15 protein-coding genes are annotated in these 16119 nt (G+C 36.1%); 5 read left to right on the forward strand and 10 right to left on the reverse strand.

What is annotated here, in order from left to right; genetic code table 11:
* Window positions 1-18 precede the first annotated feature (18 nt).
* Window positions 19-744, reverse strand: a complete 726-nt coding sequence (locus Q0X52_RS02960; protein ID WP_297574678.1) for a DsbA family protein — start codon at window positions 742-744, stop codon at window positions 19-21.
* 240 nt (window positions 745-984) lie between these two features.
* Between Q0X52_RS02960 and Q0X52_RS02965 the strand changes: the two genes are divergently transcribed.
* From Q0X52_RS02965 to argH, 5 genes are all read left to right on the forward strand, one after another.
* Window positions 985-1212 carry a hypothetical protein gene (locus Q0X52_RS02965; RefSeq protein ID WP_297574680.1) on the forward strand — a complete coding sequence of 76 codons (228 nt, stop codon included), beginning with the start codon at window positions 985-987 and terminating at the stop codon, window positions 1210-1212.
* A complete protein-coding gene (locus Q0X52_RS02970) occupies window positions 1194-3026 on the forward strand; it encodes a biotin/lipoyl-containing protein (RefSeq protein ID WP_297574682.1) in 1833 nt (610 codons plus the stop codon). The genes Q0X52_RS02965 and Q0X52_RS02970 overlap by 19 nt, the downstream gene beginning before the upstream one ends.
* A gap of 68 nt (window positions 3027-3094) precedes the next feature.
* Window positions 3095-4672 carry a phosphoenolpyruvate carboxykinase (ATP) gene (gene pckA, locus Q0X52_RS02975; RefSeq protein WP_297574684.1) on the forward strand — a complete coding sequence of 526 codons (1578 nt, stop codon included), beginning with the start codon at window positions 3095-3097 and terminating at the stop codon, window positions 4670-4672.
* A complete protein-coding gene (locus Q0X52_RS02980; protein WP_297574686.1) occupies window positions 4647-6002 on the forward strand; it encodes a CAP domain-containing protein in 1356 nt (451 codons plus the stop codon). Before pckA ends, Q0X52_RS02980 begins: the two co-directional genes overlap by 26 nt.
* 9 nt (window positions 6003-6011) lie before the next feature.
* Window positions 6012-7403, forward strand: a complete 1392-nt coding sequence (gene argH / locus Q0X52_RS02985) for an argininosuccinate lyase (protein WP_297574688.1) — start codon at window positions 6012-6014, stop codon at window positions 7401-7403.
* A 61-nt stretch (window positions 7404-7464) separates the two neighbouring features.
* Here argH and Q0X52_RS02990 read toward each other — a convergent pair whose 3' ends face one another.
* The 9 genes from Q0X52_RS02990 to purD form a co-directional block, all read right to left on the reverse strand.
* A complete protein-coding gene (locus Q0X52_RS02990) occupies window positions 7465-7611 on the reverse strand; it encodes a hypothetical protein (protein ID WP_297574690.1) in 147 nt (48 codons plus the stop codon).
* On the reverse strand, window positions 7608-7781 hold the full coding sequence (locus tag Q0X52_RS02995) for a hypothetical protein (protein ID WP_297574692.1): 174 nt from the start codon (window positions 7779-7781) through the stop codon (window positions 7608-7610). The genes Q0X52_RS02990 and Q0X52_RS02995 overlap by 4 nt, the downstream gene beginning before the upstream one ends.
* 8 nt (window positions 7782-7789) lie before the next feature.
* Window positions 7790-8026 carry an ATP-binding cassette domain-containing protein gene (locus Q0X52_RS03000; protein ID WP_297574694.1) on the reverse strand — a complete coding sequence of 79 codons (237 nt, stop codon included), beginning with the start codon at window positions 8024-8026 and terminating at the stop codon, window positions 7790-7792.
* Between the two features lie 383 nt (window positions 8027-8409).
* Complete coding sequence (locus Q0X52_RS03005) at window positions 8410-9264, reverse strand: universal stress protein (protein ID WP_297574696.1); 855 nt, start codon at window positions 9262-9264, stop codon at window positions 8410-8412.
* Window positions 9265-9323: 59 nt separating this feature from the next.
* The gene (locus Q0X52_RS03010) at window positions 9324-11519 is read right to left on the reverse strand and encodes a polyribonucleotide nucleotidyltransferase (protein WP_297574698.1); all 2196 of its coding nucleotides are present in this window, start codon (window positions 11517-11519) and stop codon (window positions 9324-9326) included.
* Window positions 11509-12210, reverse strand: coding sequence for a phosphoribosyltransferase family protein (locus Q0X52_RS03015; RefSeq protein ID WP_297574701.1), 702 nt, complete (start codon window positions 12208-12210; stop codon window positions 11509-11511). The genes Q0X52_RS03010 and Q0X52_RS03015 overlap by 11 nt, the downstream gene beginning before the upstream one ends.
* Window positions 12210-14435: an LPS-assembly protein LptD gene (locus Q0X52_RS03020; protein WP_297574703.1), complete on the reverse strand. Its 2226-nt coding sequence runs from the start codon at window positions 14433-14435 to the stop codon at window positions 12210-12212. Before Q0X52_RS03020 ends, Q0X52_RS03015 begins: the two co-directional genes overlap by 1 nt.
* On the reverse strand, window positions 14425-14853 hold the full coding sequence (locus Q0X52_RS03025; RefSeq protein WP_297574705.1) for an RDD family protein: 429 nt from the start codon (window positions 14851-14853) through the stop codon (window positions 14425-14427). The genes Q0X52_RS03020 and Q0X52_RS03025 overlap by 11 nt, the downstream gene beginning before the upstream one ends.
* Window positions 14846-16102, reverse strand: coding sequence for a phosphoribosylamine--glycine ligase (gene purD / locus Q0X52_RS03030; protein WP_297574707.1), 1257 nt, complete (start codon window positions 16100-16102; stop codon window positions 14846-14848). The genes Q0X52_RS03025 and purD overlap by 8 nt, the downstream gene beginning before the upstream one ends.
* Between the last annotated feature and the right edge of the window lie 17 nt (window positions 16103-16119).

Below are 16119 nucleotides of genomic sequence, written 5' to 3' on the forward strand. Positions count from 1 at the left end.
TCTAAACAGGCAATTTTACTATTTGAATTCTTTGGATTTGTTTAAATTTAAAAAATTATGCTCTCCAACAACTCGCTTCGAAAGCTCTATAAGTTCTTTTATCAGCTCTATCATATCATCAATCCCACCAACAGCAGCGGTTTTTATGAGATATTTACCATCTACAATAAAAGCTGGAATTCCTTGCAACTTAACAGCCTCATAGACTCTTTCGTTATTCCAACTATCCAAAATAGCCAAAACTTTTTCATCGTTTTTTAGCTTTTCATACTCATCTAGCTCAACACCTAGCTCTTGAAGTATATTTCTAAAGATAGCTTCTGCACTCTCTACCTCTTTTGCACTAAAGCTTCTGTTGTGATAGGCATTATAGAGCTTCATTTTAGCTCTTTTAAATTTAGACTCATCGCTAAATAAATTTATATCATCATCTCTATCAAGCATCAACATAACAGCAAGCAATCTACTTGCCGCTTTTCCATACAGTGGTTTATCTTGCAGATGTATAGGCTCATATCTCATATCCAAAAATGCGCTCATTATCGTAGAAGTGATATTTTGATCATATCTATAACAAAATGGACAGTCATAGCTAAAAATTTCTATCATAGTTGAGTTGGCATCTAAAAAGGGCTCTTTCAAAACTAAATAGTCTCTGCCCTCTTCTATCTGTTTTGCTCCTAAATTTAGAGAAAAGATTAAGATAAAGATAACTTTTGCAAGATTTGTAAAAAGATGACTCATAAATTTCCTTTAATAAAATTGGTTTTGAATTTTATATAAAAATTCTTAATCAAAAGATAGATAGAGATTTTATAGTCAAATTTAACTCTTAAATTTCTCTCTTTTTCTTTTTATTTTAGTTCTTTTATGAAAAATTAGCTAAAATAGCCTCTATATTTAAATTGAGTCTTAAGGAGTGACTTTGCATCTCTTTTTTGTAGTTAAAAACTTATCAAATTTAGCTTTATTTAGTGCAAATTTATGGATATTAGCATAAAAAACACGCAGCTTAAAAATGGTAGCTTTAGACCAAACAAAGACCCTTTTAAAATAGTCTTACCAAATTTAAAAGACTTTCTAATTGTAATATCACCACTTTTTTTTATAGAGATAATTTATTTTAAGCTATCTATCTGTCGTGATATCTACAACTATCAACCAACAATCAAAAAAGATATTAAGGAGATTTTATGGCTAAGAAATTTATAGATGTTATGGATACCACCTTTAGAGATGGTTTTCAATCAGTTTTTGGCGCAAGAGTTCTTATGGATGATTTTATGCCTGCCGTTTCTATGGCAAAAGAGGCGGGTATAACGCACTTTGAGTTTGGAGGTGGAGCTAGATTTCAAAGTCTGTTTTTTTATCTAAATGAAAATGCCTTTACTATGATGGATAAATTTAGAGAGATTGTAGGAGATGAGGCAAATCTTCAAACTCTAAGCCGTGGTGTAAATACAGTCACGCTTGATACAGGTAGTGCTGATATGATAGATCTTCACGCAAAACTCTTTAAAAAGCATGGCACAACTACTATAAGAAATTTTGATGCACTAAATGATATCAACAATCTGAAATTTAGCGCCGAATGTATCAAAAAATATGGACTAAAACATGAGATTGTAATAACTATGATGGATCTTCCGCCAAACTGTCATGGAGCGCATGACGCAGCCTTCTATCAAAAGGTGCTTGAGGATATTTTAGAGTCTGAGATTCCTTTTGATAGTATCTGTTTTAAGGATGCAAGTGGCACAAGTAGCCCAAAAAAGGTCTATGAAACAATCAAAATGGCAAGGGCAAAACTACCATCAAATACCCACATAAGACTTCACACTCACGAAACTGCCGGAGTTAGCGTGGCATGTTATCAAGCAGCACTTGAGGCAGGAGTTGATGGTATAGATCTAGCAGCTGCTCCTGTAAGTGGCGGAACAAGCCAGCCAGATATCCTTACTATGTTGCATGCAACAAAGGGAACAAACTATGATCTTGGCGGACTAGAGATTGAAAAAATTCTAAAGTATGAAAATGGACTAAAAGAGTGCTTAAAAGAGTATTTTTTACCACCTGAAGCAATACAGGTAAACCCAATTATCCCATTCTCTCCGATGCCAGGCGGTGCTTTGACTGCCAACACTCAGATGATGAGAGATAACAATATCTTAGATAAATTTCCAGCTGTAATAGAGGCGATGAGAGAGGTTGTAGAAAAGGGAGGTTATGGCACGAGCGTAACACCTGTTAGTCAGTTTTACTTCCAACAAGCATTTAACAATGTGATGTTTGGCAAATGGAATAAGATCTCTGAAGGCTATGGCAAAATGGTGCTTGGATACTTTGGCAAAACTCCTACAAAAGCTAATAAAAAGATTATCGAGCTTGCACAAAAACAGCTAAAACTAGAGCCTACAACTAGAAATGCAATGGAGATAGCCAACGAAGATGAGACAAAAAGCATCTCTTATGCTACAAAAATACTTCAAGAAAACAATCTCAATGTCAATGATGAAAATATCTTTATCCTACTTGCTTGCAAAGAAAAGGGACTGGAGTATTTAAAGGGCAATGGCAAAGTAATGGTTAGAAAGGGCGAGACTTCTACAAAAGCAGAGTCCAAAAAAGCACAAACTCTATCTATAGAAAACTACGTTGTGATGGTAAATAACAAAAAATATGAAGTTAAGATCTCAAAAGATGACTTTGAGGTTAAAAAATGTGAAGCAAAAGAGAAGCAAAGCACACAAAGCGCCTTTTCAAGACCATCAGAAGCAGCTCCGATAGTAAGTGGCGGCGAGCATGAAAACGATGAGATCTCTGTCATATCTGAGCTTCCTGGCAATGTCTTTAAGATACTATATAAAGCAGGCGATAAGGTCAAAAAAGATAGCCCAATTATCGTGCTTGAGGCTATGAAGATGGAGATAGAGATAGTTGCACCAAAGTCAGGCACTATTAAAGAGATTTTTGTAGAGGTTGGACAGACAGTTGAGGCTGGCGATAACATCGCAACAATAAAGTAAATTTATAGAGTTGATAAGTCCAATCTGATATAATTTAGCATTTAAAATACTATAAAAAAGGATAAGTTATGCCAAATGAATTCGATAAACTAGATCTTAAAAACATTAAAAAAGTTTATCACAACTTAAGCTATGATGAGCTTTTTGAACATGAGGTCAAAAACAAAGAGGGAAGAGTTAGCGCCAATGGAACATTTGCTGTAGATACTGGTATCTTTACAGGAAGAAGTCCCAAAGACAAATACTTTGTAAAGCAAGATCCAAGCAAAAAATTTATCTCATGGGGAAAGATAAATCAACCAATAACCAAAGAGCTCTTTGAAAAGCTTCTAAACAAAGCAAAAAAACAGCTATCCAATAAAGAAATTTATATCCAAGATGCATATTGCGGTGCAAGTCTAAAAAGCAGAAAAAATGTTAGATTTGTAACAGAAGTAGCGTGGCAGGCACATTTTGTAAAAAATATGTTTATCCGCCCAACAAAAGAGGAGTTAGAGAAATTTAGCCCAGATTTTGTAGTCTATAATGCATGCAAATGCGTAAATGAAGAGTGGAAAAAAGATGGCTTGCACTCAGAAGTTTTTGTTGTCTTTAATGTAGAGGAGAATGTAGCTGTGATAGGTGGCACGTGGTATGGCGGCGAGATGAAAAAGGGAATTTTTTCTATGATGAACTACTGGTTGCCGCTTGAGGGAAAACTCTCAATGCACTGCTCAGCAAATGTTGGCAAAGATGGCGATACAGCGCTATTTTTTGGACTTAGCGGCACTGGAAAGACAACTCTTTCTACAGACTCAGCTAGAGCTTTAATAGGAGATGATGAGCATGGTTGGGACGATGATGGGATATTTAACTTTGAGGGTGGCTGCTATGCCAAATGTATAAACTTAGATCCAAAAAGTGAGCCTGAAATTTATGCTGCCATAACCAAAGATGCGCTTTTGGAAAATGTAGCTATGGATAAAAATGGCAATGTTGATTTTAGTGACGGCTCAAAGACTGAAAATACGCGCGTTAGCTATCCTATAGAACATATCAAAAATCACAAAAAAGATCTCATGGCGCCACATCCAAAAAACATCATCTTTTTAACCGCCGATGCCTTTGGCGTCCTACCACCTGTATCAAAACTAACAAAAGAGCAGGCGATGTATTATTTCCTAAGTGGCTATACTGCCAAAGTTGCAGGAACAGAGCGAGGCATAACAGAGCCTGTTGCTACCTTTAGCGCTTGCTTTGGAGAGCCTTTTATGCCACTTCACCCAACAGTCTATGCAAAGCTACTTGGCGAAAAGATAGAAAAACACAATGTAAATGTCTATCTTGTAAATACCGGCTGGAGCGGCGGAGCTTACGGCGTTGGCAAAAGAATGAGTATAAAAGCAACTAGAGCTTGCATAGATGCCATACTTAATGGAAGTATATTAAAGTGCGAGTTTGAAAACTTCGATAAATTTAACATAGCGATACCAAAATCCCTAAATGGCGTTGAAACAAAGCTTCTAAATCCAATAAACACATGGCAAGACAAAGAGCTCTTTACAAAGACCAAAGAGAGACTTGCAAAGATGTTTGTAGAGAACTTTAACCGATATGAAGATGTCAAAGAGGGGGTAATGTTTGCCAAAGCAGGTCCTAAACTCTAGGATATTATTAATTTTTTTGCTACTTTTTTTATGCGGTTGCGACGATGAAAACTACCAGTTGCCAACCGCTCCAGATGTTGATTATGGAGAGTATGATGAGCCACTTATCTATCTAAATAGAGTAAGAAACCAAAGCGGCCTGTCATCTTTTAGTTTAGAAAACAGGCTCAGTCAAAGTGCTGCTGCTCATGCAAACTATCTCATTTTAAACAAAGGCTCTCTAAATAACTCTTTAGCCCACGACGAAGAGAGCTCTTTTGATGGTTTTAGTGGCAAAACACCGCAAGATAGAGCGATAGGTGCCGGATATCAGTCAAGATATGTCAAAGAAAACATCTCCTTTAATGAGCCAAATTACAACAGCTCCATAGATGCGCTTCTTAGTGCTATCTATCATAGATTTGCATTTTTAAACTACAACACCAACACAATTGGCTTTGGAAGTGCTAGAAAGGGCGATGAGATAACCTATGTCTATAATATGGGAAACTCTTTTATCGAGGATTTTTGCAAAAAAGGAGTAGATGATGGCAGGCACAAAAAGGTAAATTTGGGCTTTTGCAAAAACAGAAATTTAAGGCTAGATCACGAAAGATTTATTCTCTTTGAAAGATTAAGTGCTACAAATGCCATACTCTTTCCAAACAAAAAGGCTCAAGCTTTTTTTGGCAATGAGATGCCAGATCCATTCCCACTTTGCAAAATCAGCGCCAATCCAGTTAGTATCGAGTTTCATCCAAGCCAAAGTAGCGTAGAAGTGGTTAGTTTTGAGCTATTTAGCGATAAAGGAAAGCTTCCAAACTCTTTTTTGATGAGTAAAAAAAATGATCCAAATTCTCTCTTTAATAGCAGACAATTTGCCCTTTTTCACGAAGATGTGCTTGAGTTTGGCAAAACATATAGAGCCAAATTTAACTACCTGCAAGATGGCATAAAAAAAACTATCGAGTGGGATTTTAAGACAAAAACTCCGCATCTTCCATATTTTGTAGTAAGTGGTGGCGAGAAACTACTTATCGAGCCAAAAAAGAGCTATCAAATCTTTTTTATGCCAAAAAACTGCAACGATATAGTCAAAAATTACAGCTACAGCACAAATTTCTTAAAAAACACAGAGATAAAAAGCGTAAATTTAAATTTAATTCAGCTCCAAACAGATGCATATAAGGGCGGCAAACTTAAGTTAAGGGTAGATGGCAGAGCTCCAATAACAATACTCTTTGATAAAAATTCAAAAGATTTTATAAATTATTTTGGCTTCAATAGATATGTTGGGCTATTTTTAATAATTTTATCTATAATTATTTTTTATTACAAAAAAATCAGATAAGGAAAAACAATGGAAAAAATGTGGCAGGGAAGATTTCACAAAGAAAGCAGCAAGCTCCTTGAAGAGTTCAACGCTTCGATACTCTTTGACAAGGCTCTATTTAACGAAGATATAGCCGGCTCAAAGGCTCACGCGCAGATGTTGGCTAACCAAAAGATCATAACCAAAGATGAGGCAAAAGCTATCATTGATGGGCTAGATACTATCTTGCAAGAGATAAAAGAGGATAAATTCAGATGGAATATAGAAGATGAAGATATCCATATGGCAGTTGAGAGGCGGCTTAGTCAGATAGTTGGCAAAGAGATAGGCGGCAAGCTTCACACTGCAAGAAGTAGGAATGACCAAGTTGCGTTGGATTTTAGAAGCTTTGTAATGAAAGAAAACCTAAATATAGCAAAGCTCTTATTGGAGCTTATCAAAACTCTAAAAACCATCTCATCTAACCATAAAGATAGTCTAATGCCAGGCTTTACTCACCTTCAACATGCCCAGCCAGTTAGTCTAGCTTTCTATCTACTTGCCTATGCTTTTATGTTTAAAAGAGATTTTGAGAGATTTAACTCAAGCTACAAAAGAAACAATCTCTCTCCACTTGGAAGTGCAGCACTTGCAGGAACCCCTCACCCAATAGATCGCTTTTTTTGCGCCAAAGAGCTAGGCTTTGACGCGCCCACTCCCAATGCAATGGACTCTGTAAGTGATAGAGATTTTGCGCTTGAGATACTTTTTAATATAGCTGTAGTTTTTATGCACACTTCAAGACTTTGCGAAGAGCTTATCCTTTGGTCTAGCGCTGAGTTTGGATATATAACTATTGGCGATGAGTTTTCTACAGGAAGTTCCATAATGCCACAGAAGAAAAATCCCGATGTTGCCGAGCTCATCAGAGGCAAAACAGGACGAGCTTATGGAAACTTAATGGCACTTTTTACAACTATGAAAAGCTTGCCACTAGCATACAACAAAGATATGCAAGAGGACAAAGAGGGAGTTTTTGATAGTGTTTTTGAGGCAAAAAAGAGCTTGATTATCCTAACAGAGATGTTAAAAAATATCAAATTTAACAAAGATATTATGCTAAATGCCTGCAAAAAGGGGCATTTAAGCGCTACTGACTTGGCTGATTATTTGGTTAGACAAAAGGGCGTTCCTTTTAGAGAGGCGCATTTTATAACTGGAAGGTGTGTTGCTTTGGCTGAAGAGCTTGGCAAAGATCTAAGTGCGCTAACTCTTGAAGAGCTAAAAAATGTCTATAAAGAGGCAGATACCGAGGCTATTTTGGCGCTTGATCTCTTTAACTCAAAAGAGGCTAGGAAAAGTTATGGTGGAACGGCAAATGAGAGTGTCGAAAAACAGCTTGAACTAATTGATGAGTTTCTTAAATTTAGTCAAATTTAATAATAAAAAATGCAAGTTTTGGGACATAGTTTCTAAAACTTGCCAAATTTAAACTCTCTTTCTACTCTAAAAAGCTATAATTTAGCAAAAAGCTCTTTTGTGATTGTGTGCAAGTTTTCCCTTCTAAAAGCTCATTTAAAACAGCTATTTTCTCTCTATCTAGTCCATTAAATGGCTCATCAAGTAGACAAATATCATAACTACTCATAAAAATCCAGCAAGTGCTACAGCCTTTTTTCTCCGCCAGATAGTTGCCTGATAGAGCCAACTCTCAAGATGACTAACTTGAAATTTAGCTAGCAATAAATGTGTCCTTTCTTTAGCCTCTTCTTTGCAAACTCCCTCTATAAGTGGCGTAAAAACAACATCACCAAGCACAGTTGGCGCTAAAACCAATCATTTGAATTTTGCAAAAAATAACCAATCTTTAAATTTAAACTCTTCTCAATTTCTCCGCTAGTTGGTTCTTTAACTCCTGCTAAAATATCCAAAAAAGTGCTTTTGCCACTTCCATTTTCTCTAGCTATGGCAATTTTGCTTCCTTTTTTTAATTCTAAATTTAGCCCATTTAAAAGCTCTTTGTTGCCAAAACTAAAAGCGAGCTCTCTTATCTTTAAAAACATTTTGCAAACTCCATTATTTTGCAAACCGCAATGGCAATTACTAAAAAGAATAAAATAAAATCACTCAAATTTAAAGCTTTACTCTCTAAAAACCCACCTATATCACTCCTCTTTTAAGTTATAAAGAAACTCATATCCAAAAAGTGCTGTGATAGACAAAAAGTTAAATTTCAAACTCAAATTTAAAAAGCAATTCAATAGATAAAAAATGTTAATTTGGAAAGTCTGGAAAGGTTACTTAGAAGCTAAAATTTTTAAAGCTAAAAAGTCTAAATTTGAAAGTTTAAATTCAACAAACAAAAAGTTAAATTTCAGCTTTTAAATTTCAAAATCTAAGAAGGTTAAATTTGAAAAAAGAGGTCGCTAAACCTCTTTTTATATCACTACATAAAGACAGGAATATCTGTATTTTTAAGAAAATATGTAGAAGTTCCGCCCAAAAATACCTCTCTAAATCCGCTATCTTCCTCCATACCTGTAACTATTAAGTCAAACTTTCCATCTTGAGCAGTCTCAAGCAAAACTTGTCCAGGTATCTTTCCATCTGTCTCTACAAGCTCATAAGTAGCCGCTGTAATGCCGTGTATCGCAAGATAGTTTCTAACTCTTCCAATAGTCTCTTCAACGCTCTCTTGAAGATAGTGTCTTGCAGTTATGCAGTGAATTCTTTTGGCTCTTTTTAGTATCGGAATAGAGTTGGTAAGTGCTCTTGAATTAACAGCACTTCCTGTAACGCTCACTAAGATGTTTTCAGGATTAAATTTCTTCATCTCACGTGGGATTACTATGCAAGATTTGCCACTTTTTAAAACAGCGGCCTCAAATGTGCCGGTTATTTTGCCTGTTGGCGGAACTGCTGCAACTACCAAGTCACAATACTTTGAGTGTTTTTCAACTATCTCACTTCTAATACCTGTGATGTTTCTTAGATAGGCGCTATTTGGGACAAGTTGATTTTCACTAACCTCTATGCCAACCTTTGCACACTCCTCCTTAAATATCCTGACATTATTTTCCTGCTCCTCTTTAAGCTCTTCATTGGCTGATCTTAAAAATTCATCAAAAAGAACTCCACCACGAAGAGTCATACGAACGTTGTAAATGGTAGCTGGATCTAGTTGGCAAGCAACAATGCTCATATGCGAACCAAACCACTTATTTACAAGCAAAGCACCATAAATTCTCTCTCTTAGCTCATCTCCTCCACCTATTGGGAAAAATATCTTTTTAATCTCCATGACCATCCTTTACTTAAATTATAATGCTATTTTAACTATTTATGAAAAAATATTCAACATTACTCTGCCAACTCTAGTGAAATCTTATTGCCTTTTTGCTCTCTAACTTTAACCTTTACAAACTGACCTTCAGTTAGTGGCTCTTTTATCTGTGAGATGTGAAGCAGTCCATCTACACCATCTCTTAGGCTAATAAATGCACCAAAATCAACTACCTTTTTAACCTCTCCGTTAAATTCCTCTCCAATCTCAAATTTAGGCTCTTTTCTAACTTCACGTCTGCCTTTTTTAAAGCTACCGCCTCGTGGCTCTTTTTGAGTTATCTCGATGATATACTCTTTTGCAGCCTTCACATTTTTTTGATTGCCACCAGAAATCTTAACTTCGCCCTTATCTCTATCAAGATCTATCGAAACATCAAATTTATCAATAATCTCTTTTATAGTTTTTCCAGCTTGACCGATGATATCTACAATTTTGCTAGGATCTACGCTAAATAGCTCCAACTTTGGAAGAACCTCTTCATTGATTTTGATCTGCTCTGCTGCGTCTTCCATAATTTTTAAGATATGCTCTCTTCCCTCTTTTGCCTGATATAGAGCCTCTTTTAAGATCTCTTTGCTAATTCCGCCAAGCTTGATATCCATCTGAAGTGCTGTTATGCCATCTAGGCTTCCAGCTACCTTAAAGTCCATATCTCCATCATGATCTTCAAGTCCCATAATGTCTGTTAATATGGCGTGTTTATCTCCCTCAAAAATAAGTCCCATCGCAATACCTGCAACAAGCTTCAAACTCTCAACTCCAGCAGCTTTTAGCGCCAAAGAGCCGCCGCATACACTAGCCATTGAGCTTGAGCCATTTGACTCCAATATCTCGCTTACAAGTCTTATTACATATGGTGAGTTTTGTGGAAAGCTAGGAAGTAAAGCTCTTTTAGCTAGATTTCCATGTCCTAACTCTCTTCGTCCAGGAGCTCTTAAAGGGCTTGCCTCACCAACACAAAAGCCAGGAAAGTTGTAGTTAAACATAAAGTTTTCTACAACACTCTCTTTTTGAGTTAGACTATCGCTTAGTTGCGCATCGCTATCTGTTCCAAGAGTTGCAACTACTAAAGCTTGAGTTTGACCTCTAGTAAAAAGACAACTTCCATGTGCATTTGGCAATAAATTTGTCTCTATTGTAATTGGTCTTACCTCTTTTAGGCCTCTGCTATCGGCTCTTATCTGTTCATTTATAATCTGAGTTCTAACAACGCCTCGTTTATAGTTGTCAAGCACTGATGAGATTGTCTTTTCGTCCCACTCTTGCTCTTTTGCAATATCGTCACTTAAGATCTCATGAACTATCTTTTTAAGCTCTCCTGCTCTTTCGCTCTTTGCCATTTGGTTGATAGCAAACTTAACCTCATCTTTATAAAATTTATCAATATACAAAGCTATATCTTCGTTTGCAACTTCGGCTTTTAGCTCAAGCTCTGCAGGAGTTTTTCTGCACTCTGAAAATGCCTCTTTATAAGCATTGCTTCCATTAAGTATCGCCTTGCTTGCAAACTCAATTGCCTCTAAAACAAGATCTTCATTAAACTCATTCATATGTTGGAGATTGTCAATGCCGCCTGAGATGGTTGGATCAATCATCGGTGTCATCATAGTTACAACAGGAATGATGTCGTTTTGGACTTGAGGAATTGATCTCATCTCAATCATCAAAAGCTCATCTTTCACACCCGCAACATAGAGATCAAGCGAGCTCTCTTTTAACTCTGAGTTTGTAGGATTTAAAACAAATTTATCATCGATACATCCAACTCTAACTCCACAAACAGGCGCATTTACAGGAATATCACTAAGATAAAGTGCTACACTTGCTGCATTTAGCGCCATTACTTGAAGATCTACCTCTGGATCTGCTGATAAAACATAGACTACAATCTGAGTTGGATAGGCATAGCCTTTTGGAAAGAGCGGTCTTAAGCTTCTATCAATTATTCTTGAAGTTAAGGTCTCAAAATCTCCCGGCTTAGTCTCTCTTTTGATATATCCACCAGGAATTCTGCCCGCTGCATAAGCTTTTTCTACATATTGGACAGTTAGAGGCAAAAAATCCTCCTCTACCATCTCCTCATCTCTTGCAACAGTTGCCAAAACAACACTGTTTTTTACTCTCATCCAAACAGCGCCAGCTGCTTGTTTTGCTACCTTGTCAAGATCAAATATCTCAACATTGTTATTTACTTCTATACTACACTGCATGTGTCTCTCCTTCTTTTTGTAAAGGTAGGTAATATGGGCTCTCTTCAAGCAAAGCTATAGACTCTTCGGGATTGAAAGGAATCTTATTTTCGTAGTAAAAATCAACAGCTACGAAATTTAAGATATTATTAACCGCATAAATTTGATCAAAAACTGACTTTAGGCTTTTTAGAACATCACTAGCAATCATAGGAGTTGCATATGAGATGGACTTTACATCAAGCCCAAGAGTTGTTTTGATACAAACCAATGCGGTAATTCCAGTTTCACAACCATCATCAATCAACAATATATGTCTATTTTTGAGAGACTCTATCGACCTTCCTTTTCTGTATTTGTATATATTTTTTAAAATTTTTTCTTCATATTTTCTAAAGCTCTCGCCAAAAATATAGTCATAACTTATATCAAAAGCCTCTACAAGCTCTTCTATCATAACTATCTCTTCAGTTTCACTAACCATGGCTATGATACACTCACTGTTTTGTGGTGCAAAAATTTTCTCACTAAAAAGTATCTCATAGCTTAACTTCAATCTCTTTGCTATAAAATCGGCAATTATTATAGAGTCAAGAGATGAGCAGAGCAATATCGGTTTTTTTGCTATAAGCTCTTGAGTAGGCAAAATATCATAAAGTTTAGCAGCTGCATCAAGTTGATCTTTAAACATAAGTTTTTTTCTCTCTACCATCAATAACTCCAATTATCCCTGCTTTTAAGATAGTCATAATTGACTCCGCCAAATGGATAGAAATTTACAAAAAGATAGACCCCTTGATCTTTTTTGGCAACTCTATAACGTGGCTTGTTTGTAGTCTTTGGCTCTATATTCTCTTGAAAAAAGAGTGTAAAGTTCCAACATTTTCTACTATGAGTTAGCCCAACTCTATACATCTTTAGATACTCCTCTTCCAAATCATACTCTACTCTAGTAAAAAGAGTGTTAGCATTTGTAACCTTTGTGCTACCATCAAAAATAAGAAAATTTGACCTATTAATAACCTTATCATCATAGCTTTTTCTCTCTTTGGAGTAGCTGTGAGATAGCCAAGTGGTTAGCTTTGGATTGTGAAATTTAAAGTAGGTTTGCGACTTGCTAAGCTCTTTAAATTTGTAGTTATACTCAAACCAATTGCCTACAGTTATGCCATCTTCAAGATAAAAATCCAAAATATGCTTAAAGTTTTTTAGCTCTTTTTCATCCAAATTATAGCCCTGCTTCATACCATGTCTTACTCTTTTTTTGCCCTCTTTATCAAAAAAATACTCACCAAGCTCAACATCAGCTATCTTATCGTTAAACTCTTTGCCAGCTTTTATGATAAAGTTATCTTCATAATAGAGATCATCTGCTCTGTTTTTTAGAGCCGGTAGTGATATATTACCATTTTTTCTATCTCTTTCATAGACATGAGGTTTAAAAATCCTCTCATCAATATCGCCCTCATCAAGACCTGGCAAATTTAGAGTAGTTTTTAACGAAAGTGTGTGATAAAAGCTCCTATATGGCTTTGCAAGATCGCTGCTAAGAGAGATACTAAAATGTTGATGTGCATAACTTTGCGCTCTTTTTCTATACAACTTATCTTTGTATTCGTAGTTGTCAATATACTCAACTCCAGTTGTATAAAGAGTGTTTTTTAGCTCCAAATTTAGATAGTCTTTAAAGAGTAAAAAATTGTAAGAGAGCGGAAAATCAAACTCATACTGCCTTACATTGACCCCAAGTTCTCTTGTGTAGTTGTGTATCTTTAGATCAGTAGAGTAGATGAGATTTGGTAAAAAGAGTGGCGTTTTAAATTTATGATAGTGTAATGTCGGCAACTCCAAAGTGGTATCTCTGTTTTTGTAGGGATAGTCGCCATTTAGCTTTCTAGTATCAAGATAGTATCTTGCATAGAGGCCAAGATAGTCCTCATCGCTAGCCATATAGTAGTTTAGTTTTGATTTGATAAGTGGATCTTTGTTTTCACTATTTTTCTCTTTGAGGCTAAAATAACCCAAATCGTTTAGATACTTGAAATCTATCAGTAAATTTTCATTTGTTATATCTTCGTTTAGATAGCCAAAAAGTTTGCTTTGATTGTAATAAAACTCATATCCATAGTTCTTTCTGTTTTTGTAGGAATTCTCTTTGATATAGTTAGAGCTATTTTCTAAAATCCCACCTCTAATCTCGCCATATGAGTAGGGCGAACCCACAAATCTAAATGTCCCAAAAACTCCAGCGCCACGTCTAGTGCGAACTTGCGGATCGATTTGTAGATCCCAACTTTTTTGTGGTGCAAAATAAATCGGCTGTTTGTAGTAAAGACCATCTCCCTTAGAGTAGGAAAACTCTGGTATCAAAAGCCCACTTCTTCTAGTTTTGTCAGTTGGAAAGCCAAAATATGGAAGATACAAAACAGGGATACTTTTTACAAAGAAAAAATTGTTAAAAAGATGGACAAATTTGCTCTCTTTGTTTAACTTGCCGCTGCTAAATTTGATCTTCCAGTCAGGATCTGTGATGTTGCAACTTGAAACGGTTGAGTTTTTGAGATTGTAAAATTTATCGTCACTACAAAGCACATTAGAGCGTATCCAAAGCTCAGCTGCTTGATCTAGCAAAAAAGAGTCTTTTATCTGCTCTTTTTTGTTTTTGAGATCTAGTTTTAGGTAGTTGGCTTGTAAAATTTCATTACTATCTTTGATGATACTAATATCGCCAAAAAGCTCTAAAATCTCATTTTTTTCATCGTAAATTGCACTATTTGCTCTTAAAAAATATCCAGTAGAATAGAGCACAACATCGCCGCTCATCTGCACTATATCACCATTTTTAGTAATCTTTCTTGCCATAAGCTCTGCATCTTGCAGGTAGGCAAAACTAAATGTTATTGAGAAAAAAAATATAACTATCGTCCTAATTAGCATCTACAACCACGGTTCTTGCAAGCATATCATGTAGAGTTTGTCGCATTGGATTGAAAAAAGCTACGATAAAATTTGTATAAAAGATAAAATAGTCCAAAGTCCTAACACTAGCTCTTATCAAAGACTCCGTAAATGTAGGCTTTTCTCCATTTAAGTTTAGGCAGACAATCTTGCAAGCTAGCTTTCCAACACTTGCTCCATAATACCAGATAAAAAATGTTTGGTAGATAACTCTTAAAAAGATAAGATAGGACATGTGAGCTGCCATCCACTTGGTCAAAATCTCTTCGTTATAGACGTTAGAAGAGATCTCTCCCCAAAAAGCCATCAAAAAAAGGGTAGTTACAACAACCTCATCTATCAAAAAAGAGATGCCTCTTTTAGTAAAACTTGCTATTTTTTTTGGCTCTTCACTCATCTTTTAATGCCTGGTAAGCGATATCTTTTCTATAAATGGCACCTTTAAATTTCACCTTATTGCAAAGCTGATAGGCGTTGCTAACAGCCTCTTTTATGCTCTTTCCAATCCCAACACAGACCAAAACTCTTCCGCCACTTGCTAAAAGTTTGCCATCTTCTAAGCTAACTCCGCCAAAACAAATGTGACCTTTTATGTCGTTTTCTTCTATGAAAATTGGCTCTTTTGGTGAGCTTTTGTATGGATAATTTTGACTAGCCATTACAACTCCAGCTGCATACTCATCACTAATCTCTATCTTTTCTAGCTCCCCTTTTGCTGCGTCTTTTAAGATATTTGTAAAGTTGCCTTTAATAAGTGGCATTAAAACTTCGCACTCAGGATCGCCAAATCTTACATTAAACTCTAGCACATAAGGCGCCCCATCAACAACCATAACTCCTACAAACAAAACTCCGCAAAAAGGCTCACCCTCTTTTTGCATACCATCAAGAGTTTTTGCAACAATCTCTTTTTCTATTGTTTTAATAAGCCCTTTAGTTGCTAGTGGTGCTGGCGCATAAGCTCCCATACCGCCTGTATTGGGCCCTTTGTCGCCATCTTTTAATCTCTTGTGATCCTGCGCTGCTGGAAGAGAGACAAAGTTTTTACCATCGCATATTGCAAAAAAGCTAAGCTCAAACCCATCTAAGAACTCCTCAACTACAACTTTTTTGCCAGCGTCGCCAAAACTTCCCTCAAGCATCTCTTTAGCTGCCTCTTTTGCCTCTTTTTTGTTTTGTGCAATTATGACGCCCTTGCCTGCACAAAGCCCATCTGCCTTTACGACAATTTTTTCATCATCTCTAAATTTATCTATAAACTCATCTATCTCATCTAAATTTGTGCTATTTAGGTATTTGGAAGTTTTTATACCGTATTTTGTCAAAAAGTCCTTCATATAGGCTTTGCTACTCTCTAACATCGCCGCTTTTTTGGTAGGACCAAAAATCAAAAGATTGTGCTTTTTGAAGATATCAACAATCCCCGCCTCCAATGGTGCTTCAGGACCTACTATTGTTAGCTCTATATTGTTTTGTTTTGCATAGTTTGCAAGCTCTTCATAACTATCTATCTTTAAATTCTGACCAAGTTTGGCACTAGCGCCATTGCCAGGACTAAAATAAAGTTTAACTGCGCCGCTATCTTGCTTCAATCTTCTAGCTATCGCATACTCTCTTGCGCCACTTCCAACAATTAAAACATTCAAATTTAAGCTCCAAATAA

It is taken from the genome of uncultured Campylobacter sp., assembly GCF_947255105.1.
GTDB lineage: Bacteria > Campylobacterota > Campylobacteria > Campylobacterales > Campylobacteraceae > Campylobacter_B.

Bases quoted from the DNA above. Each gene is read 5' to 3' on its own strand.
- pckA (WP_297574684.1), top strand. From the start codon at position 3,095: ATGCCAAATGAATTCGATAAACTAGATCTTAAAAACATTAAAAAAGTT.
- argH (WP_297574688.1), top strand. From the start codon at position 6,012: ATGGAAAAAATGTGGCAGGGAAGATTTCACAAAGAAAGCAGCAAGCTC.
- Q0X52_RS03025 (WP_297574705.1), bottom strand. From the start codon at position 14,853: ATGAGTGAAGAGCCAAAAAAAATAGCAAGTTTTACTAAAAGAGGCATC.
- Q0X52_RS03005 (WP_297574696.1), bottom strand. From the start codon at position 9,264: ATGGAGATTAAAAAGATATTTTTCCCAATAGGTGGAGGAGATGAGCTA.
- Q0X52_RS02960 (WP_297574678.1), bottom strand. From the start codon at position 744: ATGAGTCATCTTTTTACAAATCTTGCAAAAGTTATCTTTATCTTAATC.
- Q0X52_RS02970 (WP_297574682.1), top strand. From the start codon at position 1,194: ATGGCTAAGAAATTTATAGATGTTATGGATACCACCTTTAGAGATGGT.
- Q0X52_RS03010 (WP_297574698.1), bottom strand. From the start codon at position 11,519: ATGCAGTGTAGTATAGAAGTAAATAACAATGTTGAGATATTTGATCTT.
- Q0X52_RS03020 (WP_297574703.1), bottom strand. From the start codon at position 14,435: ATGCTAATTAGGACGATAGTTATATTTTTTTTCTCAATAACATTTAGT.
- Q0X52_RS03015 (WP_297574701.1), bottom strand. From the start codon at position 12,210: ATGGTAGAGAGAAAAAAACTTATGTTTAAAGATCAACTTGATGCAGCT.
- Q0X52_RS02990 (WP_297574690.1), bottom strand. From the start codon at position 7,611: ATGAGTAGTTATGATATTTGTCTACTTGATGAGCCATTTAATGGACTA.
- Q0X52_RS02965 (WP_297574680.1), top strand. From the start codon at position 985: ATGGATATTAGCATAAAAAACACGCAGCTTAAAAATGGTAGCTTTAGA.
- Q0X52_RS03000 (WP_297574694.1), bottom strand. From the start codon at position 8,026: ATGTTTTTAAAGATAAGAGAGCTCGCTTTTAGTTTTGGCAACAAAGAG.